25 protein-coding genes and 1 pseudogene are annotated in these 22914 nt (G+C 67.2%); 17 read left to right on the top strand and 9 right to left on the bottom strand.

Annotation, left to right across the window (positions count from 1 at the left end; all coding sequences use genetic code 11):
- From A9W96_RS31975 to A9W96_RS02640, 9 genes and pseudogenes are all read left to right on the top strand, one after another.
- Window positions 1-232 (top strand): annotated as a pseudogene (locus A9W96_RS31975) (TetR/AcrR family transcriptional regulator); the annotation flags it as partial.
- A 24-nt stretch (window positions 233-256) separates the two neighbouring features.
- Window positions 257-928 carry a TetR/AcrR family transcriptional regulator gene (locus A9W96_RS02675; protein ID WP_066865445.1) on the top strand — a complete coding sequence of 224 codons (672 nt, stop codon included), beginning with the start codon at window positions 257-259 and terminating at the stop codon, window positions 926-928.
- Between the two features lie 120 nt (window positions 929-1048).
- A complete protein-coding gene (locus A9W96_RS02670) occupies window positions 1049-2095 on the top strand; it encodes a zinc-binding alcohol dehydrogenase family protein (RefSeq protein WP_066865441.1) in 1047 nt (348 codons plus the stop codon).
- A gap of 46 nt (window positions 2096-2141) precedes the next feature.
- On the top strand, window positions 2142-3017 hold the full coding sequence (locus tag A9W96_RS02665) for a DUF427 domain-containing protein (protein ID WP_067137797.1): 876 nt from the start codon (window positions 2142-2144) through the stop codon (window positions 3015-3017).
- A complete protein-coding gene (locus tag A9W96_RS02660; protein ID WP_066865438.1) occupies window positions 3014-3445 on the top strand; it encodes a VOC family protein in 432 nt (143 codons plus the stop codon). Before A9W96_RS02665 ends, A9W96_RS02660 begins: the two co-directional genes overlap by 4 nt.
- 34 nt (window positions 3446-3479) lie before the next feature.
- On the top strand, window positions 3480-4073 hold the full coding sequence (locus tag A9W96_RS02655) for a TMEM175 family protein (protein WP_231998426.1): 594 nt from the start codon (window positions 3480-3482) through the stop codon (window positions 4071-4073).
- 2 nt (window positions 4074-4075) lie between these two features.
- The gene (locus A9W96_RS02650) at window positions 4076-4759 is read left to right on the top strand and encodes a haloacid dehalogenase type II (RefSeq protein ID WP_066865432.1); all 684 of its coding nucleotides are present in this window, start codon (window positions 4076-4078) and stop codon (window positions 4757-4759) included.
- Between the two features lie 53 nt (window positions 4760-4812).
- Complete coding sequence (locus A9W96_RS02645) at window positions 4813-6270, top strand: NAD(P)/FAD-dependent oxidoreductase (RefSeq protein WP_067137793.1); 1458 nt, start codon at window positions 4813-4815, stop codon at window positions 6268-6270.
- 3 nt (window positions 6271-6273) lie between these two features.
- Window positions 6274-6738, top strand: a complete 465-nt coding sequence (locus A9W96_RS02640; RefSeq protein WP_066865426.1) for a cupin domain-containing protein — start codon at window positions 6274-6276, stop codon at window positions 6736-6738.
- Here A9W96_RS02640 and A9W96_RS02635 read toward each other — a convergent pair.
- Both A9W96_RS02635 and A9W96_RS02630 read right to left on the bottom strand, forming a co-directional pair.
- Window positions 6735-7133 carry a VOC family protein gene (locus A9W96_RS02635; RefSeq protein WP_067137792.1) on the bottom strand — a complete coding sequence of 133 codons (399 nt, stop codon included), beginning with the start codon at window positions 7131-7133 and terminating at the stop codon, window positions 6735-6737. The two genes, A9W96_RS02640 and A9W96_RS02635, sit on opposite strands and share 4 nt — an antisense overlap.
- A 1-nt stretch (window position 7134) precedes the next feature.
- The gene (locus tag A9W96_RS02630; protein WP_066878829.1) at window positions 7135-7725 is read right to left on the bottom strand and encodes a TetR/AcrR family transcriptional regulator; all 591 of its coding nucleotides are present in this window, start codon (window positions 7723-7725) and stop codon (window positions 7135-7137) included.
- A gap of 63 nt (window positions 7726-7788) precedes the next feature.
- On the opposite strand from A9W96_RS02630, the gene A9W96_RS02625 reads away from it, so the two are divergent.
- The 3 genes from A9W96_RS02625 to A9W96_RS02615 all read left to right on the top strand — a co-directional run bounded on the left by A9W96_RS02625 (window position 7789) and on the right by A9W96_RS02615 (window position 9637).
- The gene (locus tag A9W96_RS02625) at window positions 7789-8196 is read left to right on the top strand and encodes a nitroreductase/quinone reductase family protein (protein WP_066878827.1); all 408 of its coding nucleotides are present in this window, start codon (window positions 7789-7791) and stop codon (window positions 8194-8196) included.
- 55 nt (window positions 8197-8251) lie between these two features.
- Window positions 8252-9079 carry a GntR family transcriptional regulator gene (locus A9W96_RS02620; RefSeq protein ID WP_067137790.1) on the top strand — a complete coding sequence of 276 codons (828 nt, stop codon included), beginning with the start codon at window positions 8252-8254 and terminating at the stop codon, window positions 9077-9079.
- A 90-nt stretch (window positions 9080-9169) separates the two neighbouring features.
- Complete coding sequence (locus tag A9W96_RS02615) at window positions 9170-9637, top strand: YbjN domain-containing protein (protein WP_066878813.1); 468 nt, start codon at window positions 9170-9172, stop codon at window positions 9635-9637.
- Window positions 9638-9649: 12 nt separating this feature from the next.
- Here A9W96_RS02615 and A9W96_RS02610 read toward each other — a convergent pair whose 3' ends face one another.
- A complete protein-coding gene (locus tag A9W96_RS02610; protein WP_067137787.1) occupies window positions 9650-10723 on the bottom strand; it encodes an NAD(P)-dependent oxidoreductase in 1074 nt (357 codons plus the stop codon).
- 148 nt (window positions 10724-10871) lie between these two features.
- On the opposite strand from A9W96_RS02610, the gene A9W96_RS02605 reads away from it, so the two are divergent.
- Together A9W96_RS02605 and A9W96_RS02600 are read left to right on the top strand one after the other, a co-directional pair.
- Window positions 10872-11687, top strand: a complete 816-nt coding sequence (locus tag A9W96_RS02605; protein ID WP_066865412.1) for a lysophospholipid acyltransferase family protein — start codon at window positions 10872-10874, stop codon at window positions 11685-11687.
- A gap of 28 nt (window positions 11688-11715) precedes the next feature.
- Window positions 11716-13131 (top strand): wax ester/triacylglycerol synthase family O-acyltransferase, encoded by a 1416-nt coding sequence (locus A9W96_RS02600; RefSeq protein WP_197499379.1) that lies wholly within the window; start codon window positions 11716-11718, stop codon window positions 13129-13131.
- Here A9W96_RS02600 and purQ read toward each other — a convergent pair.
- From purQ to A9W96_RS02585, 3 genes are all read right to left on the bottom strand, one after another.
- On the bottom strand, window positions 13098-13772 hold the full coding sequence (purQ, locus tag A9W96_RS02595; RefSeq protein ID WP_066878808.1) for a phosphoribosylformylglycinamidine synthase subunit PurQ: 675 nt from the start codon (window positions 13770-13772) through the stop codon (window positions 13098-13100). The genes A9W96_RS02600 and purQ overlap by 34 nt on opposite strands.
- Entirely contained in the window at window positions 13769-14008 is a 240-nt protein-coding gene (gene purS, locus A9W96_RS02590) for a phosphoribosylformylglycinamidine synthase subunit PurS (protein WP_044487430.1), read from the bottom strand. The genes purQ and purS overlap by 4 nt, the downstream gene beginning before the upstream one ends.
- A gap of 64 nt (window positions 14009-14072) precedes the next feature.
- On the bottom strand, window positions 14073-14807 hold the full coding sequence (locus tag A9W96_RS02585) for an ATPase (protein WP_197499378.1): 735 nt from the start codon (window positions 14805-14807) through the stop codon (window positions 14073-14075).
- On the opposite strand from A9W96_RS02585, the gene A9W96_RS02580 reads away from it, so the two are divergent.
- A complete protein-coding gene (locus A9W96_RS02580) occupies window positions 14784-15422 on the top strand; it encodes an MBL fold metallo-hydrolase (RefSeq protein WP_066878806.1) in 639 nt (212 codons plus the stop codon). The two genes, A9W96_RS02585 and A9W96_RS02580, sit on opposite strands and share 24 nt — an antisense overlap.
- Before the next feature lie 21 nt (window positions 15423-15443).
- Here the strand turns inward: A9W96_RS02580 and A9W96_RS02575 are convergent, their stop codons facing one another.
- Together A9W96_RS02575 and A9W96_RS02570 are read right to left on the bottom strand one after the other, a co-directional pair.
- Window positions 15444-17111 (bottom strand): FAD-binding dehydrogenase, encoded by a 1668-nt coding sequence (locus A9W96_RS02575; RefSeq protein WP_067137785.1) that lies wholly within the window; start codon window positions 17109-17111, stop codon window positions 15444-15446.
- 47 nt (window positions 17112-17158) lie between these two features.
- On the bottom strand, window positions 17159-17863 hold the full coding sequence (locus A9W96_RS02570; RefSeq protein ID WP_066865397.1) for a DUF2334 domain-containing protein: 705 nt from the start codon (window positions 17861-17863) through the stop codon (window positions 17159-17161).
- Window positions 17864-18009: 146 nt separating this feature from the next.
- Between A9W96_RS02570 and A9W96_RS02565 the strand changes: the two genes are divergently transcribed.
- Both A9W96_RS02565 and A9W96_RS02560 read left to right on the top strand, forming a co-directional pair.
- Entirely contained in the window at window positions 18010-19629 is a 1620-nt protein-coding gene (locus tag A9W96_RS02565) for a DHA2 family efflux MFS transporter permease subunit (RefSeq protein ID WP_067137783.1), read from the top strand.
- 139 nt (window positions 19630-19768) lie between these two features.
- Window positions 19769-21382, top strand: a complete 1614-nt coding sequence (locus A9W96_RS02560) for a DHA2 family efflux MFS transporter permease subunit (protein WP_067137780.1) — start codon at window positions 19769-19771, stop codon at window positions 21380-21382.
- Window positions 21383-21393: 11 nt separating this feature from the next.
- Here the strand turns inward: A9W96_RS02560 and A9W96_RS02555 are convergent.
- The coding region (locus tag A9W96_RS02555; RefSeq protein WP_067137777.1) for a S9 family peptidase at window positions 21394-22914 on the bottom strand (1521 nt) is incomplete at its 5' end.

Genomic DNA, 22914 nt, shown 5'->3' with positions numbered 1-22914 from the left:
CGACGGATTGCTGGTTCGCGATGCCGATCCACACCAGCTGGCGTTGGTGATCGTCGCCGCGCACCAGGGCGGTGGCGTGCTGACCTTCACTTACCGAGAGGAGTGGCCCCACGCCGACGCCATTCGCTTCGCGATCAACTATTTGCGTCTGTTCGCCACCGACCCTGCCGAGCGCGCACCCCGTCCGCCGCGCCGGTCCAGCGCGCGTCGCCCGGCGCGACGGGCCGGCTGAGCGATTGGTGCCGAAGGTGGTGAAGTGACCGAACGCAACCCATCGCGCTTCACCCGCAAGGGACTGGCGACACGCGCGCGCATCATCGAGGTCGCCGCCCGGCTGATGTTCGAGCGGGGCGTCGCCAACACGAGCGTCGACCAGGTTCGCCGCGCCGCCGCTGTGAGCGGATCCCAGATCTCGCACTACTTCGGCGATAAGCGCGACCTGACCCGCCACGTCATCGATGCGCGCCGTAATGACGTGCGGGACTTTCACACTCGGCCACAGTTCGCCGGACTCGACAGCCTAGATGCCCTGCGGGCGTGGGCCGATGCCTGCGTGGCCGACATCGACGCCGTGTACCGCGTCGGCGGTTGCGTTTATGGGTCCCTGGCCGGTGAGCTGATCGAGGGCGACCGCGAGGTCCACGATGACCTGGCCGCGGGATACGACCAATGGATCGACCTGTTTCGGGCCGGACTGGAGTCGATGCGCGAGCGCGGAGACCTGCGCCCGGAGGCCGACGCGCGGCATCTGGCCGTATCGCTGGTCGCCGCGCACCAGGGCGGCGCGATGCTCACCCACGTCACCGGCGATCCGCAACCGCTGCGGGTCGCCGTCAATGCCGCGGTCGACTATGTGCGCTCCTTCGCGGCGCACCCGCCGCGGCGTAAGCGTCGAGCCGTGTCGTCTCGCGGTCGGCGCGAGGCCTGAGTATTGACCTTTCGCTGGACATGGTCGGTGTGGACGCCCATAATAATGGGTCAGTTGGCCCAATATTTGCGTCGCGCCGCCGGGCGCCGTCGCCGCCAACGATGGTGAAAGAGGCAGCCGATGTCCGTGCTCGAGTCACCTCAGCTGCCAACCGCACCGGCGGTCGTACGCGAGCAACCCGGCGGGGAAACCATGCGGGCGATCATCTTGGAAAAGTTTGGCGGCCTGGACAGTCTGGTCTACACCGACATCCCCAAGCCCCTGCCGAAAGATGGCGAAGTCGTCATTGCGGTAAAGGGTTTCGGCATCAACCACGCCGAGATGCACATGCGTCGCGGTGAATGGGCTGAGGCGGCCGAGGTCAGCGGGATCGAATGCGTCGGCATCGTCGACTCGTGCCCGGGCGGCGAATTCCCGGTCGGGGCCAAGGTGGCGGCGCTGATGGGCGGGCTGGGGCGCACCATCAACGGCAGCTACGCCGAGTACACGCGGGTTCGCGCCGCCAATGTCGCCCTCATTGAGTCGGACCTGCCCTGGTCGGATTTGGCCGCCCTGCCCGAGACCTACGCGGTCGCCTGGACATGCCTGTTCCGCAACCTCGACCTGAGATCCGGACAAACGTTGGTTTTACGGGGCGCGACCTCCTCATTCGGCCAAGCCGCACTCAAGATGGCGGTCACCGCCGGCGCGCGGGTCATCGCCACGGCGCGAAGCAGCGATCGCTTGCCGATGCTGGAAAAGTTAGGCGCTTCGCGCGTCGAACTGGAAAGGCGCGACCTGGCCTCCCACATCCCCGAAACCAAAGACATTGACGCGGTCCTGGACCTGGTGGGCAACAGCACCATCCTCGACTCCCTCGACATGTTGCGGCGCGGCGGCACGGCGTGCCTGGCCGGATGGTTGGGCGGACTCGACCCGATTGGCGATTTCAACCCGCTGCTGCGCATGGCCAGCGGCGTGAACTGGAACTTCTTCGGGAGCTTCGTCTTTGGGACACCGGGCTTTCCGCTCTCAGACGTACCCCTGCAAGACATCGCCCGGCAGGTTGCCGACGGCGAACTGGATGCGAAGCCGTCACACATCTTCTCTTTCGAGCAGATCCGAGAGGCGCACCGCGTGATGGAGGCGGGAGAAGCCGGCGGGAAGATGGTCGTCGTCATGCAGTGACGTGACCGCGGACGCCGAAAAGTTTTCGCGACGAAGGGACACGATCATGGGGCTCGCATGGCAGCAAGGCCCGCTTGCGACGGGATCGGTGGGGCATTTCCTGACCGAGCAGCCACTGCCGGCGCGGCTGCTCTTCGCCGAGCCGCTGCGGCGACGGATGAGAGTACGCTTCGCGGACAGATGGATAGTCGACAGCGAAGACGTGATCCTGCTACACGAACCGGGCCGATATCCAGTCACCTACTTTCCCCGCGCTGACATCGAAGACGAAACGCTGCGCGCCGAGGACCGGGTGACGCAACACCGCGATCTCGGGGCCACCCAGTGGTTCTCCGTCTCCGCATCGGGGCGCGAGACCAATCACAGCGCGTGGGAACACACCGGGCTACCGGCGTATGCCGCCGTTCTCGAGGGCCGGGTGGCGTTTGCCTGGCGCGCCATGGATGCGTTCTACGAGGAAGAGGAACGGATCGTCGGGCACGCCGCGGACGCCTATCACCGTATCGACATTCGTTCTACCGCAAGGCATCTGGTTGTCCGGGACGGCGACCGGGTGGTCGCCGACACTCATCGCCCGTTGGCGCTGTATGAGTCAGGCTTTGCGCCCAGATGGTACGTGCCGCGCGAAGATACCGACGAGTCCGCGCTGAAACCCAACGATATCCAGACGTTTTGCCCGTACAAGGGAATCTGCTCCTACTATGACATCGGAACCCGCAAGCGCGCGGCATGGTCTTATGTGGACGCTTGGACGGAGGTCGCGCGGGTCCGCAATCTGGTGTCCTTCGAACCCGACAAGATCGACGTGCACCTCGACGGTAAGCAACTTCAGCTCGAACCCGGCCAGACCGTAATCCCACACGGCGTCGACCGTGGACTCGACACGGACGAGGTGTCAGGACAGAACCGGAGCGCCTCATGAGGGCGTCCCTGGAAGTCGTCGTCCTACCCGTCGCGGATCCCGATCGCTCGCTACGGTTCTACCGGGACCAGGTCGGGTTCAACCTCGACGTCGATTACGCACCCACCCCCGAGTTCCGGGTCATCCAATTGACGCCCGAAGGCTCGGGCACCTCGATCCAATTCGGTGTGGGCCTGACCGATGCGCCGAGTGGCTCGGTGCGGGGCCTCTATCTCGTGGTCTCCGACATCGAGGCCTGCCGCGCGGAATTGACTGATCGCGGCATAACCGTCGGCGAGATACGTCACAAGGACACCGACGGCGGCTGGAGCGGCAGATTCCTCCCGGGTACCGACCCGCATCGGGGTGACTATGCGAGCTTTGCCGACTTCCGCGATCCCGACGGCAATGCCTGGGTGGTGCAGGAGCGGAACCATCAGTCGGCTTGACAGCGGCTCAGGCATGGGGCAGCGGGAGGTAGCGGTGGCAGAACGAGACTCCAGTCCTGAACGGCTGCGCGGATTCTCCGACGGCGTGTTCGCCGTGCTCATCACCATCCTGGTGTTGGAACTCAGACCACCGAGCGCCCATGGCTTTCGCGCCCTGCTTCCGCTGTGGCCCACCGGGCTGAGCTACGTGGTCAGCTATCTGTTCATAGCGATCGTCTGGGTCAACCATCACCACCTGTTCAACTACGCCCAGGTAGCGACCCCGCGGCTGGTGTGGTCGAACTTCGCGCACCTGTTTTCGGTGTCGCTGATCCCGTTCACCACCGAGTGGATAGCCGACAGCAGGCTGGCGCCGGCGCCGGTATCGCTGTACGCCGCGGTCTTCGTCCTGGTCAACATCACCTACCTGGCGCTGTGCTGGGAAGCGGTGGATCGGCCCTCCCACCAAGACGTTTCAGCGCGGATGCGCCGCATGCTGCAAATGCGGTCGTTCATCACCCTCGGGGTGTTCGTGACGGCGGCGCTGCTCGCTTTGTGGTGGCCGGTGGCGGCGATGTCGTTGATTGTGTTGTGCCTCGTGGGGTATCTCCGACCGGACATCCCCCAACGAAAGAACGTCGAGCGCTAGCGATGGCATCACCGTCCGTCCTGATCTTCGACGTCAACGAGACGTTGCTCGATATCGAGTCGATCGCACCGCTTTTCGGCGAGTTGTTCGGCGACGACGGCGTCCTGCGGGAATGGTTTGCGCAGTTGATCATGTACTCGACGGCCATCACGCTAGCCGGCCACTACGTGACGTTTCCGGTGCTCGCCCAGGGGGTGCTGCGCATGTTGGGCGACATCCACCGGGTGGACGTCACCGACGACGATCTGGACCGCCTGAAGGTAGGACTGCTCACCATGCCGGCACACTCCGATGTCGCCGAGGGGCTTGCGGCGCTGCGTGACAACGGTTTTCGGCTGGCAACCCTGAGTAATTCCCCGCCCAACCCGGATGGCCCGACGGCTCTGCAGAGTTCGGGGCTAGCGGGCTACTTCGAACACCAACTGAGCGTCGATGCGCGCAGCGTCTTCAAGCCCTCACCCGCCGTGTATCAGTACGCATGCGAGACGATCGGGATCGCCCCGGCTGACTGCATGATGGTCGCCGCACATGTGTGGGACACCATCGGTGCGCAGAGTGTCGGATTCGGTGGGGCTCTGATCACCCGGCGGGGCAACGCACCGCTGCCGGTCGACGGCCTGCCGCAGCCGAACATCGTCGTCAGAGATCTACGCGAGCTCGCCGAGCGGCTGATCGAGCTCCGATGAAACACGGCGTGCACCCTCGGCGCCGTGGCCACCAAGCGAAAGGATCGTCGAGCATGGCAGCAGCTGGGGCAGCAGAGTTCGACGTCGTAGTCCTCGGCGCCGGGCCGATCGGCCAGAACGCCGCCGAACGCGCCCGCGCCGCAGGACTGCGTGTTGCTCTGGTCGAGCGGGAACTAGTCGGCGGTGAATGCTCGTATTGGGCATGCGTGCCCAGTAAAGCGTTGCTGCGCCCGGTGATTGCGCTTTCCGACACCCGCAGAATCGACGGTGCGCGGGATGCGGTCACCGGGCCGCTGAACGCCGAGGGCGTCTTTGGCCGACGGAACCGTTACGTGACCGACTGGGACGACAGCAGCCAGGCCGACTGGGTGAGTGGGATCGGCGCGACCCTGATACGCGGGCACGGGCGATTGGACGGCGCGCGCCGCGTCGTCGTCACCGACGGCGCCGGCGAACGGCTGGCACTGACGGCACGGCATGCGGTGGTCATCTGCACCGGAAGCCGGTCGGCGCTGCCCGACTTGCCCGGCCTCGCCGAGGCGAGGCCATGGACCAACCGGCGGGCCACCGATAGCAGCGCGGTCCCCGAACGGATGGCGGTCGTCGGCGCCGGCGGCGTGGGCGTCGAAATGGCCACGGCGTGGCAGGGATTGGGCTCCCAGGTGACCCTGCTGGTGCGAGGCTCTGGACTGCTGCCGCGAATGGAGCCCTTCGTGGGTGAGCTGATCGGGCGGGGCCTCACCGAGGGCGGCGTCGACGTGCGAATGGGGGTGTCGGTTCGCGCGCTGCGCCGACCGGACGAATCCCACGTCGTCCTCGAGTTGGACGACGGCACCGGGTTGGAGGTCAACGAGGTGCTCTTCGCCACCGGACGCGCCCCGCTGACCGACGACATCGGTTTGGAGACTGTGGGACTGACACCGGGCAGCTGGCTCGAGGTGGACGACACCTGCCTGGTCCACGGCGCCGCGGAGGATGGCTGGCTTTACGCGGCCGGCGACGTCAACCACCGGGCCCTACTCACCCACCAGGGCAAGTACCAGGGCCGCATTGCCGGTGCGGCCATCGGCGCCCGCGCGGCGGGAAAGCCATTGGACACCAAACCGTGGGGCGCGCATGTGACGACCGCCGACCATCATGCGGTGCCGCAGGCCTTCTTCACCGATCCCGAAGCCGCCGCCGTCGGACTGACGGCTGCGCAAGCCGAACGGGCCGGGCACCGGGTCCGCACGGTGGACGTCGAAATCGGCGACGTGGTGATGGGGGCCAAGCTTTACGCCGACGGCTACACGGGCCGCGCGCGGATGGTGGTGGAGGCGGATCGCGGTCACCTGCTCGGCATGACCATCGTCGGCCCGGGCGTGACCGAGCTCCTACACTCGGCGACCATCGCCGTCGCCGGCCAGGTGCCGGTCGACCGGCTGTGGCATGCGGTGCCGTGCTTCCCGACAATCAGCGAGCTATGGCTCAGACTGCTCGAGGCGTATCGGGACGCCACGGACGATAATTGACCGATGGCCACCGCAGACGGGTTCCATCCAGACTTCGACGACACAGCGACGCCGGTCGCACGCAACCGGGTACGCCACATCAAGGCATCCGAGATCAGCTCCGATACCGCACAATCCGAGGGGCTGCGGCGCTTCGCCGCCCTGTCCGGCCGGTCGGTCGGCGCGGAGAAGCTCTGGATGGGTGAGACGCACGCGTCGCCGCGATCGGCCTCGGACAACCACCACCACGGTGAATCCGAAACCGCCATCTATGTGCGAAGTGGCAACCCGGAGTTCGTCTTTCACGATGGCAACGAGGAAGTCCGCATCGCCACCGCACCCGGCGATTACGTCTTCATCCCGCCGTACCTGCCCCACCGGGAGGAAAACCCCGACCCCGACACCACCGCCGAGGTGGTGATCGCCCGCAGCACCCAGGAAGCGATCGTGATCAACCTTCCCGCGCTGTATCCGCTGGCCGACTCCTAGTAGACGGCGATCTCGATCAGGTTTCCGTCGACGTCACGGCAGTAGTGTGAGGTCATCTCGCCCAGGGCCCCTACTTTGGTCACCGGTCCGGCGATCACCTCCACCCCACACGCGCCGAGATGGGCGCGCACGTCATCCGGACTGGCGCGCGTGACAAAGCACAGGTCCTCGGAACCGGCCGCCTCGACGGACCCGGTGAACCAGTCGGGCTCGTCGACCAACGCCCCGACCGGTCGCAGGTTGATCTTCTGCTTCCCGAAGCGCAGCGCCGTTCTGCGCGAGGGCCCGAACGTCTCACGCCGCATGCCCAGCACCCGCTCGTACCATGCGGCGGTGGCTTCGACGTCGCGGCAATTCAAGACGATGTGGTCGAACCTCTCCACGGCGAACGGCACGTCAATCCTCCCGGGTCGTGCGAAGCTGGGCCGCCACCGCGGCCGCCAGATCATCGGCGGCCTGCTCATCGAGCGGCTGGTGAGCGAAAGCCATTCGGTACCAGAGTAATCCGAAAACCTGGTCGACCACGATTTCGGGCCGGTCCATCGGTGCGATCTCACCGCGGGTTTCGGCCCGGTGCACTATCCGCGCCAACTCTTCGCGACGCGCCGCCGTGAAGGCCGCCAGCCGCTCCATCGTCGCAACGTCGCCCAGCGCCTCACGTAGCGCGCCCATCAGCAGCGTGCGATGGACGGCCGCGGCGGAAAAGGTGGAGCTGAGAAACGCGCGCAGATCGCCGTCCAGGCGCCCGGTGTCGGGTATCGGTGCGGCTTGCTGCGCCCGGTGCACCATCGCATCGAGCAGCACCGCGCTTTTCGATGGCCACCAGCGGTAGATCGTTTGTTTGCCTACGCCTGCCCGCTCGGCGATGGCGGACACAGTGATCTGAACGTCTCCGCCCGCGGCGGCTAACAAGTCCGCGGCCGCATCCAGGATTGCCCGCTCCGCCGCTTCATTGCGTCGGCTGCCCGTATGCGCCCGCCGGTTCACCGTCACAGCTGCAGGCTAGCGCTCCTATTGACGAGACCGCCAGTCTCGACAATGCTGGGGGCCATGACCATGAACGGACCCCTCCCCGACCGCAAACGCCGCTGGGTCAGCCGCTTTCATCGGTACGTAGCCAACCCGGTCACCCGGCGTCTGCCCACCCAGGTACTGCTGGAGACAACCGGCCGGGTCAGCGGACGGCCACGGCGCACCCCGGTGGGAGGACGGCTCGAAAAAGGAGCGTTCTGGCTGGTATCCGACCACGGCGACTCCTCGGATTACGTCCGAAACATCAAGGCCGACAACCGGGTTCGCATCCGAATTCGCGGCCGCTGGCGATCGGGAACTGCTGTGCTGCTACCCGAGGATGACCCGGTCGCCCGATTGGCCGTCCTGCCGCGGTTCAACAGCTCGCTGGTGCGCGCATTGGGCACCGATCTGCTGACGGTGCGGATCGATCTCGACCGGCCGTAGCGACCGGATCAGTACCGCCTTTACCCCGCCGAGACGAGACGTTTTAATACATCTCGTGGCCCCCGACGCGCTGGATCTCGGCGCCGCCGATCTGCGGATATCGCGCGGCAGCGTGCCGGCCAGCACCCAGCTCGCCGAGGCCCTCAAGGCGGCGATCGTCAAACAGCGCCTGCCCCGCGGCGCGCGACTGCCCACCGAGCGAGAACTCATCGACCGCACCCGCGTGAGCCGGGTGACGGTGCGCGCGGCCGTCGGGCTGCTCGAACGCCAAGGATGGCTGGTGCGAAAGCAGGGCCTGGGCACCTTCGTGGCCAACCCGGTCAAACAAGAACTCGGACCCGGCGTGCGGACCATCACCGAGGTTCTGGCCGGCTCCGGGATCACACCGAACGTCGACGTCTTGTCGCACCGAGTCGAAGATGCGCCGCAGCGAATCGCGGAAACTCTCGGCCTGTCGAAAGTCCTCTGTGTGCACAGGCGGTTCCGCGACGGCGAGCAACCCCTCGCCCTGATGATCGCCTACCTGCCAACCGGATTAGGCAAGGCCGTGGAGCCCTTGCTGAGGAGCACGACCGACGAGCAGACCGCCCAGGCGATGGAAAGCACCTACACCATGTGGGAGCGCCGACTCGAGATTCCCGTCGCGCGGGCCAACTATGAGATTCACGCGGCCGGCGCATCGCTGGAGGTGGCCGGCGCCCTCAACCTGCCGCTGGGTTCACCCGTGCTGGTCCTCGAACGCACCAGCTACGGCCATGACGGCAAGCCGCTCGAGGTGGTGGAATTCCACTATCGCCCCGAGCGATACAGGTTTTCGGTCACGTTGCCGCGTACGGTCCCGGGTCCAGGCGCCGGGATCGTGGAACGGCGCGACCAGGCGTAGCCCGCCACTCAGCGAATTCTCAACGAATTCTTCGGTGCCGCATCGCTTGGCTCCAAGCATCTACAAAGATGTCGGCCGCAACATCTATTCATGACGAATGAGCAGCTGTGCGCGAACCTGATCGAACGTTACCTGCGCACCCGCGGGCGGCGTTATTTTCGTGGCCACCACGACGGCGAATACTTCTTCGTCACCAGCGCTCCGCGGCGCCTGCACATTCACTTCGAGGTCTCGCCGGCGCATGACGACGTGCTGATCATCCGGGTCAGCCCGGGGTGCTACTTCCCGGCGGCCGACCGCCCCTGGCTGACTTACTTCGCCGACAGGTGGAACCGCCTTGACCGCCACGTCACCGCGATCGTGCACGGCTCGTCCGATCCGCATCGCATCGGCGTGGTGGCACGCAAGTCGCAATGGGTCCGAAGCGACGTCTCGTTCAACGATTTCGCGTCGTTCGTCGACCGAACCATCGCGGATGCAACCGAGCTCTTCGAGGAACTGAGTCCGTCCGTCGAATTGCCTTCGACGGAACGGTCACTGCTGCGCGAGGCCGGCTGAAGTTCCGCCGAGCTAGTCGGCCGACGGGGCATCCGGGCGCGGTTCACCCAGCTTGGCGCGTATCGCGCCCCACGGGTCTGCGTAGCGTCCGGGCGCATCCCGGTAGGCCGCACGGCTCTTGAGGAACCGCCGCGCCAGGGGTGAGATCAGCCGCATCGGGTAGCGCCGCCACCCCGCGGTGGCTCGCATCTCGGTGAGCATGTCCGGCCACGAGTGGTGCTGGAACTCCAGCACCTGCTGGGCGCGAGCGGTATCCATCCAGTCGGTGACGAACCAGCCGTCGTCGCTGTCCGGATCGCCCGGCCGGCCCCCGGGCAAGACGTCGACCAGACCACGCGCGGCCGCCAGCGCCTTGCCGATCTCGCCCTGCCGAAGGCGGTGCGACTCGTCACCGGCGATCAGCAGCGTCTCACCGGCGACGTCGGCGGTGACGGCCGCGGCGAACGCGCGCGCGACGTCGCGCACGTCGACGGTGTGGATGCGACCATCGGTCGGCAGGGCGCTTTCGAAGTACAACGCATCGACGCTGAACGGCATCGCGTCCGGTTCCACGCTCATCACCCCGCCGAGGCGCAAGATGACCCACTCGAGGTCGGCGGATCGGATGTGGCGTTCGGCTTCGGCCTTGTGGGCGCCGTAGAGGTCGGCCGGGTTCATCGGCGAATCCGGGCGTAGCAGCTCGGCGTGGCGGTGGGGGTTGCGCGCGCCGTAGACGGCGTTGCTGGACGCCTGGATGAACCGCACCGGATGCGGCCGCGATTGCGCCGCGCGCAGCAACGAGACTGTCGCGTCGACGTTGACGCGGCGGCCGAGCGCGGGCTGGCGATAAATTCCTGGCGGGATCACCGCGGCCAGGTGAACGATGGCGGAGGGCGACGTGTCGGCGAGCAGGCGATCAACCTGAGCCGGGTCGGTCAGATCGGCCCAGTGCGCCTCGGCGCCCACCGGCAGCGAGTTCGCGGCCTTGCGCTGGGCGGCGGTGCCGAGGTCGGCCGCGACGACCCGATGGCCGTCGGCAACCAGTCGCCGCACCGTCTGGGATCCGACGAGGCCGAAACCCCCAGTAACCAGAACCTTTTCGGACATGCTCCCCCACTGCTCGCTCGCTCCCCAGCAAACGGATATGACATTCTCCTAAATGGAGAGTAACATATGCTAGCCAGGGGTCCAGGTTTGAGGCCGGCGTCACACCGGCAACAAATAGCAAAGAGCGCAGAACAGACAGCGGGGAGCCATGACGGGCAACGGTGTGGACGCGGCGGACAACCACGAAACCGCCAAATGGGACCCGGCCTTCACCGAACAGGTCACCAGAGTGCTCGGGCCGGCCATCAAACGGTACTACCGGGCCGAGGTGCGACACATCGACAACGTCCCGCCCTCGGGTGGCGCCCTGGTGGTGTCCAACCACTCGGGGGGGATGCTGACCCCGGACGTGCTGATCTTCTCCCCCGCCTTCTACGAACACTTCGGCTACGACCGGCCGGTGTACACCCTCGGCCACTACGGCCTGTTCATCGGCCCGCTGGACGGCTGGCTGCGCCGGCTCGGGGTCATCGAGGCCAGCCGCGAAAACGCCGCCACCGCCCTGCATTCCGGCGCGGTGGTACTGGTGTTCCCGGGTGGCGACTACGACTCCTACCGGCCGACCTTCAGCGCGAACACGATCGACTTCAATGGCCGCACCGGATACGTGCGGACCGCCATCGAAGCCGGGGTGCCCATCGTGCCGACGGTGTCCATCGGCGCCCAGGAGACCCAGCTGTTCCTCACCCGGGGCAACTGGTTCGCCCGCAAGCTGGGGCTAACCAAGGCGCGGATGGACATCCTGCCGATCAGCGTCGGGTTCCCGTTCGGGCTCAGCGTGATCTTCCCGCCCAACGTGCCCCTGCCGGCAAAGATCGTCACCGAGGTTCTGGAGCCGATCGACATCACCGCCCAGTTCGGCGACGACCCCGACGTCGACGAGGTCGACGCCCACGTACGCGCCGTCATGGAGGCCGCGCTCAAGCGGCTGGCCGGGCAGCGCCGGTTCCCGATCCTGGGCTGACGGCGCCCGGGGCCGCTGGAGGTGACCTGTGAAGCGACTCAACGGCATGGACGCGATGCTGCTCTACAGCGAGACGCCCAACCTGCACACCCACACCCTAAAGGTGGCCGTCATCGACCCGACCGACGCCGACGGCGAATTCGGATTCGAGGCCTTCCGCCGCCACGTGCGTCGCCGGCTCCATCTGCTGGAACCGTTGCGCTACAAGCTCGTTGACATCCCGTGGCATCTGCATCACCCGATGTGGCAGGAGAATTGCGAGGTCGACCTCGACTATCACCTGCGCCGGGTGCGGGTGCCCGCCCCGGGTGGGCGGCGCGAGCTCGATCAGGTGATCGGTGAGGTGGCATCCACCCCCTTGGACCGCAGTCGTCCGCTGTGGGAGTTTCATTTCGCCGAGGGGCTGGCCGGTGGGCGATTCGCCCTGATCGGCAAGGTTCACCACGCGCTGGCCGACGGAGTCGCCTCGGTCAACCTGCTGGCCCGCGCGATGGACCTGCGCGACGGGCGCACCGACGAGCGCGACAACGACGAAGCCGGCGTCACGATGTCCAGTGCCGACCTGGTGCGCGCGGCGGCGCGCGACCACGTCCGCCAGATCGGCGAACTGCCCGGGCTGCTCAGGGACGCGGCGGTCGGGATGATGCGGGTGCGCCGCCGGTCCCGCGAGCGCGGCGATCACCCCGACCTGGCCGACGCGTTCGACGCACCGCCGACCTTCCTCAACCACGTCGTCTCGCCCCGGCGCTGGTTCGCCAGTACCTCGTTGTCGCTGCCCGAGGTCAAGGCGACGGCAAAAGCCTTGGGCATCACGGTGAACGACGTGGTGCTGGCGATGGCGACCGGCGGGTTGCGCACGCTGCTGCTGGCCTATGACGGCGCGGCCGATCGCCCCATCATCGCCTCGGTGCCGACGGCCACCGACAAGTCGGACCGGATCACCGGTAACGAGATCAGCGGGCTGATGATCTCGCTGCCGGTCCACGTCGCCGACCCGGTGGAACGGGCCCGACTGGTCGCCCTGGCCACCAAGATCGCCAAGGAAGACCACGAAGTCCTGGGTCCGGAGCTGTACGGGAAGATGATGGCCTACCTGCCGACCGCGTTGGCGCCCGCCGCGTTTCGATGGCTGGGCCTGCGTGACGCGCCGAACAAGCTGATGAACGTCGCGGTGTCCAGCGTGGTGGGCCCGCGCGAACGGGGCCACTTCGGTGGCGCGGCCGTCAGCGAGATCTACTCCACCGGCGTGCTGTCTCCCGGCGCCCCGGTCAACGTCACCGTGTGGAGTTACGTGGACCGGCTCGGCGTCGCGGTGCTCACCGACGATCAAACTTTCCACGACCCGCACGAGGCCACCGACGCCATCGGCGCGTCCTTTGCCGAATTACGCGATGCCGCAGGCGTTTCCGCTCAGCCGGCGAGCACGCCGTCGAGCACCGAATAGAACAGGCCCAGGCCGTCATCCGACGGCCCGGTCAGCGCTTCGATGGCGTGCTCGGGATGCGGCATCAGACCCACCACGCGTCCGTTGGCGGAGCTCACCCCGGCGATGTCGTGCAGCGAGCCGTTGGCGTTTTCGTGGTAGCGGAACACCACCCGCCCCTCGCCCTCGAGCTCCTCGATCACCTCGGCGGGCGCCACGTAGCGTCCCTCGCCGGATTTCAGCGGGACCAGTAGGTCGGCGTCGGGCTCGAAGCGCGACGTCCACGCCGTCGAGGTCGAGGCAACCCGCAGCCACACGTCGCGGCAGATGAAGTGCAGACCCACGTTGCGCGTCAGCGCCCCGGGCAACAGCCCCGCCTCGCAGAGCACCTGAAAACCGTTGCAAATGCCCAACACCGGCAGGCCACCCCGTGCGGCCTCCACCACCTCGGTCATCACCGGGGCGAACCTGGCGATCGCACCGGCCCGCAGATAGTCGCCGTAGGAGAAACCGCCGGGCACCACCACGGCGTCGACGCTCTTGAGATCGGCGTCGGCGTGCCAGAGGCTGACCGGCTCCGCCCCGACGCGGCGCGCGGCCCGGGCGGCGTCGACGTCGTCGAGCGTGCCGGGAAAGGTAATGATGCCGATGCGTGCCGTCACTGTGTCTCCCGGCTGATGGTCCAGTCTTCGATCACGGTGTTCGCCAGCAGCGATTCCGCAATCTCGGCGAGCGCCGAATCATCGACGCTGTCGTCGACTTCGAGCTCAAAACGTTTGCCCTGCCGCACTTCCGAGATTCCCGGATGTCCGAGGCGACCGAGCGCACCGACAATCGCCTGACCCTGCGGGTCGAGAATCTCCGCTTTGGGCATCACGCTCACGATCACCCGGGCCACCGGCGGTCCTCCTGAGAAGTTGGCGTTTCGGCGCCAACTCTACCGGCGAAAGCGCAGCTCGGGGTTACGGGCACGAGGCAATGTAGGCCTCGCACAGCGGTGCGCTCATCGCGCCCAGCACCGCATCGTCGCCCATGGCCGGCCAGGACACTTGCGGCGGCGCCGTTGACCAGAGCGTGACCTCGCTGATCGTGCTGCTGGCCGGGTGGGCGAACAGATAGGTGTGCATCACCACCGGGCCGCTGATCACGGCGGCCATCCGGGTCGTTTCGTCGCTGGTCAGCGACGGAGACTCCTGCGGTGCGCGCTGCTGGCAGGCCCGCAGCGCGGCGACGGCATTGCTGAATGCCGTGGCCACGGTCGCACCACCGCGGGCGGTGTCCCCACGCCAGTGCAGGACCTGGGCCTGCAGTTGCCACTGCCCGTCGGGATGCTGGACCGTCGCGCGAGCCGCGACGGCCGAGTCGCGGGGGTCCTGCGGCATCGCCGGCGCCGCGCACAGCTCCTCGAACCGGAAATGGGGCCCCGGCGCCGAACCGGTCGTCTGCACCGCCTGGCCGGCCAGCGCGGGCCAGTGATACACCGCGTCCAGCGGCACGGCGTGCTGATCGATCCACGCGGTGTTCGGGATCCGGTCGCACAGCCCCGGGCAAGTCTCGGGTTCGGCGTGCGCAGGAATGACGACCACCAGAGCAACCGCGAAACCGCCGGCGACCAGCATCGTGGCCAGGATCACGCGCATCGGCAGCTTGTCCATCAAGGCACAATCGTAGATATGCAACTGACGCATTTCGGCCATTCGTGCCTACTTGCCGAGTTCGACCACACCCGCCTGCTCTTCGACCCCGGTACCTTCGCGCACGGCTTCGAGGGAATCACCGGCTTGACCGCCATCTTGATCACCCATCAGCATCCCGACCACGTCGATGCCAAACGGCTGCCGGCGTTGCTCGAGGGTAACCCGGACGCGGCGCTTTACGCGGACCCACAGACCACCGCGCAACTGGGCGCGCCCTGCCGGGAGGTCCATGTCGGCGACGAGCTGCACATCGGTGAGCTGACCGTCCGCGCCGCCGGCGGCAAGCACGCGGTCATCCACCCGGAAATCCCTGTGATAGAGAACATTTCGTTCTTGGTGGGCGACGCCGACCATCGCGCCAGGTTGATGCATCCCGGGGACGCGCTGTTCGTGCCTGACGAGCCGGTGGACGTCTTGGCGACGCCCGCGGCCGCGCCGTGGATGAAGGTGTCCGAGGCGGTCGATTACCTGCGCGCGGTGGCCCCCCAGCGCGCCGTCCCGATTCACCAGGGGATCATCGCCCCGGACGCGCGGGGCATCTACTACGGCCGGCTCACCGAGATGACCAGCACCGACTTCCAGGTGCTCCCCGAAGAAGACGCCGTCACGTTCTAGCGGCCGGTTGGCGCCGCCCCGCTAGGTGATGTCGTCGGCGGCGCCGCGGCCGGCGGCGCGGCCGGAGAAGATGCAGCCGCCCAGGAAGGTGCCCTCCAGCGCGCGGTAGCCGTGCACGCCGCCGCCCCCGAATCCGGCCACCTCGCCGGCGGCGTACAGCCCGGTCAGGGGCGTGCCGTCGGCCTTCAGCACCCGCGAGGCCAGGTCGGTTTCGATGCCGCCCAATGTTTTTCTGGTCAGGATGTGCAGCTTGACCGCGATCATCGGCCCCGCCTTGGGATCGGTCAGCCGGTGCGGGGCCACCACCCGTCCCAGCCGATCACCCAGATAGGTTCGGGCGGCGCGGATCGCCGTGATCTGTCCATCCTTGCTGTACTTGTTGGCGACCTCCCGGTCCCGCGCCGTGACCTCGGCCTCCACCGTCGCGTAGTCCAGCGGCTGCACATCGGGCAGCTTGTTCATCGCGGACACCAAGTCGCGCAATGAGTTCGCGCTGACGAAGTCCACGCCCCGGTCGACAAACGCCTGGACCGGTCCGGGCGGCCCGGAACTGGCCCGGTTGCGCAGCAGCTCCTTTATGCTCTGCCCGGTCAGATCGGGATTCTGCTCCTGGCCGGAGAGCGCGAACTCCTTCTCAATGATCTTGGCGTTCAACACAAACCAGGTGTAGTCGAACCCGGATTGGGTGATGTATTCCAAGGTGCCCAGCGTGTCGAAGCCCGGATACAGCGGCACCGGCAACCGATTGCCGTTCGCATCGAGCCACAGCGACGACGGGCCGGGGATGATGCGGATGCCGTGCAGCGGCCAGATCGGGTCATAGTTGGTGATGCCCTCGACGTAGTGCCACATGCGGTCGGGGTTGATCACCCGCGCCCCGGCCCGCTGCGCAATGCCAATCATTCGGCCGTCGACATGGGCCGGCACCCCGCTCAGCAGTTGCTCGGGGACGCGGCCCATCCGCTTGGGCCAATTCTTGCGCACCAGTTCGTGATTGGCCCCGATGCCGCCACTGGTGACGATCACCGCGTCGGCACGAAATTCGAACTGTCCTAACGCTTTTCGCGACGACGCGACGCCCCTCGGCATGGCGGAGGGCTCCAGCACGGTGCCCCGCACGCCCGTCACCGCCTCACCCTCGACGATCAACTCGTCGACCTGATGGCGATGCGCGAACCGCACGGCTGAGCGGTCGCGCAACTGACGGGCGAAAATCTCCACCAACGCGGGCCCGGTACCCCAGGTGATGTGGAAGCGGGGAACCGAATTGCCGTGCCCCTGTGCGCCATACCCGCCGCGCTCCGCCCAGCCTACCAACGGGAAAAGCTTGAGCCCCCGCGAACGCAACCAACTGCGCTTCTCCCCCGCGGCGAAATCGACGTAGGCGTGCGCCCATTGGCGTGGCCAATAATCCTCGGGCCGGTCGAACGCCGCCGTGCCCAGCCAGTCCTGCAGCGCCAATTCATGGCTGTCGCGAATTCCCAACCGGCGCTGCTCGGGGCTGTCGACGAAGAACAGCCCACCGAAAGACCAGAACGCCTGCCCGCCCAGGTTGGCGCTGTTCTCCTGGTCGACGATGAGCACCCGCAAGCCGCGATCCACCAGTTCGCAAGCCGCGACCAGGCCGGCCAGTCCCGCCCCGACGACGATGGCATCGGCGTGGAACCCCGAAACCGAAGAATCGCTCATGTCGGACCAGGGTAGTGCCCCGACGAGCAGGTCAGGCGGTCGCTGCCTCAGGCGGCGTCGAGCACGGCCCTGGCCTGATCCCAGCGGTACACGCCGGGGGTGCAGCCGTGCATCAACGCCAGGTCGACCGCGTCCACCATCGCCTGCAGCGGCCCGGGTTTGCGAAGGTGACGAGCCGCGACCGCAACCCGCACAACGCCGCCGCGCCGAGCGATCCGTTCGGCCGACAGCACCACCATCCGGCACCACCACGGCTCGGTGAGGAATCCTTCGCCGATGCCGAGCACCCGGGCGCGCACGGTGCTGTGACGGACCAGGTCGGTAATCCCGTGCAGATCGGCCAGCAAGCGGAACCCGTTGTCCGGCAACGCTTTCACAACGCCAGGCGACACCACCCAGCCGGGTGCGGCGAACAGCCGGGTGCGCAGCCCGAGGTGCTCGAGCACCCGGTCGGCGGCCATCAATCGCAGGTTGGCCTCGTGCGCCCGCAGGATCGCGAATTCGCCACGGCGCTTCTTCGTGACCGCGTCGTCGTAGCCGTGCAACACGATGGCGTCACCGCCCGCGCGACGGGTGGTCAGCCACTCGACGGTTCCCGGGTCGCGGTCGAGCCGGTAGTCGCCGGACAGGCGGGGAGCCACCAGTAACGACACCGGCACCTTGCGGGCATCCATTTGCGTGCAGAACGCCTCGACGTCGGGCAGGGTGCGTTCACCGATCCCCGAGACCGAGACGATCAATTTTCCAGACACACCAGCAGTTTGCCGATCCCAAGTGTCGGAACGGTGAAGGACACGCAGACAGCAGGCGATATGCAGGCGCCCATGCGTGCTCACTGATTCGGCGGTAGGGCGAACCCGCGCAGGCCGCAAACGTCGGGCCAGGTGATCAGTTCGATATGCTAAGCAACGCCATGGATGAGGCGTCGTACGCGGCGGCAAAGACGCCGCCGTCCCACCACCCGACCGGGCAGCCGGGCGTCGAGGAACGGGTATATCCCGACAAGCTCGATGCCGCGCTGTTGCGGATCTCCGGCGTGTGCATCCTGGCCACGGTGATGGCGATCCTGGACATCACGGTCGTCAGCGTCGCCCAACGAACCTTCATCGATCAGTTCGCCTCCTCGCAGGCCGTCGTGGCCTGGACGATGACCGGCTACACGCTCGCCCTGGCGACCGTGATCCCGATAACCGGGTGGGCCGCCGACCGGTTCGGCACCAAGCGCCTCTTCATCGGTTCGGTGGTGGCCTTCATCCTGGGCTCCTTGCTGTGCGCGATCGCGTCGAACATCTTGCAGCTCATCGTCTTTCGCATGGTACAGGGAATCGGCGGCGGCATGCTGCTGCCGTTGGGATTCATGATCTTGACCCGCGAAGCGGGCCCGGGCCGGCTGGGGCGCCTGATGTCGATCCTGAGCATCCCGATGCTGCTCGCCCCGATCGGCGGGCCGATCCTGGGCGGCTGGCTGATCGACACCTCGAGCTGGCGGTGGATCTTTCTGATCAACGTGCCGATCGGATTTCTCACGGTCGCACTCGCCGCCATCGTGTTCCCGCGCGATCATCCCGCGCGCTCGGAAACCTTCGACGCCATCGGCGTGCTGCTGCTGTCGCCGGGCCTGGCGATGTTCCTGTTCGCGGTGTCCTCCGTCCCGGGCCGGGGCACCGTGGCCGACCGCCACGTGGTGATACCGGCGACGATCGGCCTGGCGTTGATCGCGGGCTTCGTCGCGCACGCCTGGCAGCACGCCGATCATCCCCTGATCGACCTGCGGCTGTTCCGCAATCCCGTGCTCACCCACGCCAACGTGACGATGCTGGTGTTCGCCGGGGCGTTCTTCGGCGCCGGCCTGCTGCTGCCGAGCTATTTTCAACAGGTGCTGCACCACACGCCGATGCAGGCGGGCGTGCACATGATCCCCCAGGGGCTGGGCGCCATGCTGACCATGCGGCTGACCGGTCCGCTGGTGGACCGGCAGGGCCCCGGCAAGATCGTGCTGGTCGGCATCGCGCTGATCACCGCCGGCCTGAGCGCCTTCGCCTTCGGGGTGGCCACCCAGGCCCACTATCTGCCGACGCTGCTGGTCGGGCTGGCGATCATGGGCCTGGGCATGGGCTGCACCATGATGCCGCTGTCGGTGGCCTCGGTGCAGGCGCTGGCGCCCCACCAGATCGCCCGGGGAACGACGCTGATGAGCGTCAGCCACCAGGTGGGCGGCTCGGTGGGAACGGCGCTGATGTCGATGATCCTGACGAATCAGTTCAATCGGAGCCCCGACATCCGCGCAGCAAACAAGCTCGCCGCGCTGAACCAGAAGGCGGCGGTCGACGGGGTGCCGGTCGACCAGACCGCGATACCCCGGGCGTCGCTCGCCCCGGACTTTTGGAGCAATGTGGCTCACGACCTTTCCCACGCGTATACGGCGGTATTCGTGATTGCCGTCGTGCTGGTGGTTTGCACCTTCATTCCGGCGTGGTTTCTGCCCAAAAAACCCGCGAGCGAAACCGCCGGCGAATAAGCTGTTCGCCCAGGTAGGACCGCCACCAGCCCGTTTATCGCTTAACCACGGTCGCGACGCAATCCGCGCGCCGCGAATTACACCCGTGCGAATAGGCGAATACGGGTAAAAACGCTTCAGCCGGGGCAACCCTGTGGATATGCTCAGCGGCGCCATGCAGAAGACCCGTTCCGCAGCCTTCAACGTCCCGTTGCCCACCGCTCCGGGGCCGTCGCTGCGCGCCGACGAATACCCCGACAAGCTGGACGCGGCGCTGTTCCGGATCGCCGGGGTGTGTGGGCTCGCCTGCATCATGGCGGTCCTCGACAGCACCGTCGTCGCCGTCGCGCAGCGCACCTTCATCGCGCAGTTCGGGTCCACGCAGGCCGTCGTCTCATGGACGATCGCCGGCTACATGCTCGCGTTCGCGACGGTGATCCCGGTTACCGGGTGGGCGGCGGATCGGTTCGGCACCAAACGGCTCTTCATGGGTTCGGTGCTGATCTTCACGCTGGGATCGCTGCTGTGCGCGATAGCGCCGAACATCTTGCTGCTGATCCTGTTTCGGGTGGTCCAGGGCATCGGCGGCGGCATGCTGCTGCCCCTGAGCTTCGTCATCCTGACGCGCGAGGCGGGACCGAAGCGGGTCGGCCGCCTGATGGCGGTGGGCGGAATCCCGATCCTGCTCGGCCCCATCGGCGGGCCCATCCTGGGCGGCTGGCTGATCGGCGCGTACGGCTGGAAATGGATCTTTTTGATCAACCTGCCGATCGGGCTGACGGCGTTCGCGCTCGCGGCCATCATGTTCCCGAAAGACCGCTCGGCCCCCTCGGAGGCCCTCGACATCACCGGCGCGCTGCTGCTCTCGCCTGGCGTGGCGATCTTTTTGTGCGGGGTGTGTTCCATCCCGGGGCGGCACACCATCGCCGACCGCTACGTGTTGGTGCCCGCGCTCGTCGGCCTGGGCCTGATCGTCGCGTTCGTCCTGCATGCCTGGTACCGGACCGACCACCCCCTGATCGACCTGCGGCTGTTCCGCAACCCGGTGGTAACCCAGGTCAATGTGACGCTGCTGGTGTTCGGGGCCGCCTCGGTGGGCGTCGGCCTGCTGGTGCCCAGTTTCTTTCAGATCGTCGGCCACGAGACGCCGATGCAGTCGGGTCTGCACATGCTGCCGATCGGCATCGGTGCGGTGCTGACCATGCCGCTCGGCGGCGCCTTCATGGACCGGCGGGGCCCGGGCAACATCGTGCTCGTCGGCCTGCCGCTGATGGCGGTGGGCCTGGGTGTCTTCACCTACGGAGTCGCCAGCCAGGCCGCCTACTCACCGGTCCTGGTGACGGGGCTCGCGATCATGGGGCTGGGTATCGGTCTGACCACCACGCCGCTCTCCGCGGCGCTCATGCAGGCGCTCGCCCCACATCAGGTCGCCCGCGGGACGACGCTGATCAGCGTCAACCAGCAGGTAGGCGGGTCCATCGGCGCCGCGCTGATGGCGGTGATCCTGACCAATCAGTTCAACCGCAACGAGGCCCTGATGGCGGCGAACGAGATGGGCGGGGTGCGCGCCGGCACCGGCAAGCGAGGCCTGCCGGTCGACCCGTCGGCCGTCCCGCGCCAGCAGCTTGCCCCCGAGCTCGCCAGCCATGTGTCTCACCACTTGGCGCACGCCTACGCGGTGGTGTTCGTCCTGGCCGTCGTGCTGGTGGCGTTCACCATCATCCCGGCGTCGTTCCTGCCCAAGAAGCCACCGACCCCGCCGGTCGGCGACTGACGCGCGGCGGCCTAGGTCGACGACTGGGCCCCGGCGGCATCCAACAGCCACGCGTATTGGAACGCCGCCTCCTCCCACGCCTTGTAGCGGCCGCTGACGCCACCGTGCCCGGCGTTCATCTGGGTCTTCAACAGGACCGGACTGCCGTCGCCGTTGGCGTGTCGCAGGGCCGCGACCCACTTGGCCGGCTCGACGTAATAGACCCTCGTATCGTTCAGCGACGTCATCGCCAAGATCGCCGGGTACCGCTTGGCCGCTACGTTCTCATACGGTGAATAGGACTTCATGTAGGAGTAGACGTCCTTGTCCGCCAATGGGTTTCCCCATTCGTCCCATTCGGTGACGGTCAGCGGCAAGGAGGGGTCCAAGATGGTGGTCAGCGGGTCGACGAACGGGACCTGCGCGAGAATTCCGGCGAAGAGCTCCGGCGCCAGGTTGGCCACCGCGCCCATCAACAAACCGCCGGCGCTACCCCCCAACGCGACCAGCTGACGAGGCCGGGTGACACCGGAGTCCACCAAATGCGTTGCGACGGCGACGAAGTCGGTGAAGGTGTTCTTCTTCTCCAGCAGCTTGCCGTGCTCGTACCACAGCCGGCCCATTTCACCGCCGCCACGCACGTGGGCGATCGCGAACACCATGCCGCGGTCCAGCAGCGACAGCCGGGCGATGGAGAAGCTCGGGTCGGTGCACAGCTCGTAGGCGCCGTAGCCGTAAAGCAATGCGGGCGCCGGGAATTCGATGTCGGCGCGGTGCACGATCGACACCGGGACCCGGGTTCCGTCATCGGCGACCGCCCAGTCACGGCGCTCCACATAGTCGTCGGGCCGATAGTCGCCGAGCACGGGTTGCTCGCGCAGCAGCGTGCGCTCACCGGTGGCCAGGTCGATGTCATACACACGCGCCGGGATCACCAGAGATCCGGCCCTGATCCGCAGCTTGGGCGCAGCCCAGTTGGGATTGCCGGCCAGCCCGGACGACATCAGCTCGGAGTCGAAGGAAAACTCTTCGGGCCGGCCGTACGTGCCGTCGGCGTTGATGGGCCACAGCTGCAGCCGGGGCAGCGCCTCCCGGCGATAGCCGACGACGAGGTGGCCGGCGAAAGCGTCCACCCCGTCGAGCCGGACGTCGTCGCGGTGCGGGATCAGGGTGCGCTGCTGTGTCGGATCGCTGACCGGCGCCTCGGCCAGAGTGAAGTTGACCGCGCCGTCGTTGTGCAGGATCAGGAACCGGTCCTGCCCGCCGATGACCGCGTGCTCCACCGCGTACTCGACACCCTCGCGGCGCGGCAGCACGACCGTGAACGTAGCCTGCGGATCGGCGGCGTCGGCGTAGCGATACTCCGAGGTGATCGAGGATCCCGAGGCGATGAAGACATAGGCCTCGCTGCGCGTGAGACCCACGCCCAGCCAGTACTTTTCGTCGGCTTCGTGATACACCAGCTCCGGTTCGGCACCCGAGCCCGCCCGATACCGCCACACCTTGTCGGGACGGTGGGCGGCATCCAGGGTCAGGTAGTACACGGTGCGGTT

It is taken from the genome of Mycobacterium sp. 1245852.3 (genome assembly GCF_001669335.1).
In the GTDB taxonomy this organism is placed as follows: Bacteria; Actinomycetota; Actinomycetes; order Mycobacteriales; family Mycobacteriaceae; genus Mycobacterium; species Mycobacterium europaeum_A.
This window is presented reverse-complemented; position numbering and strand designations above follow the sequence as displayed.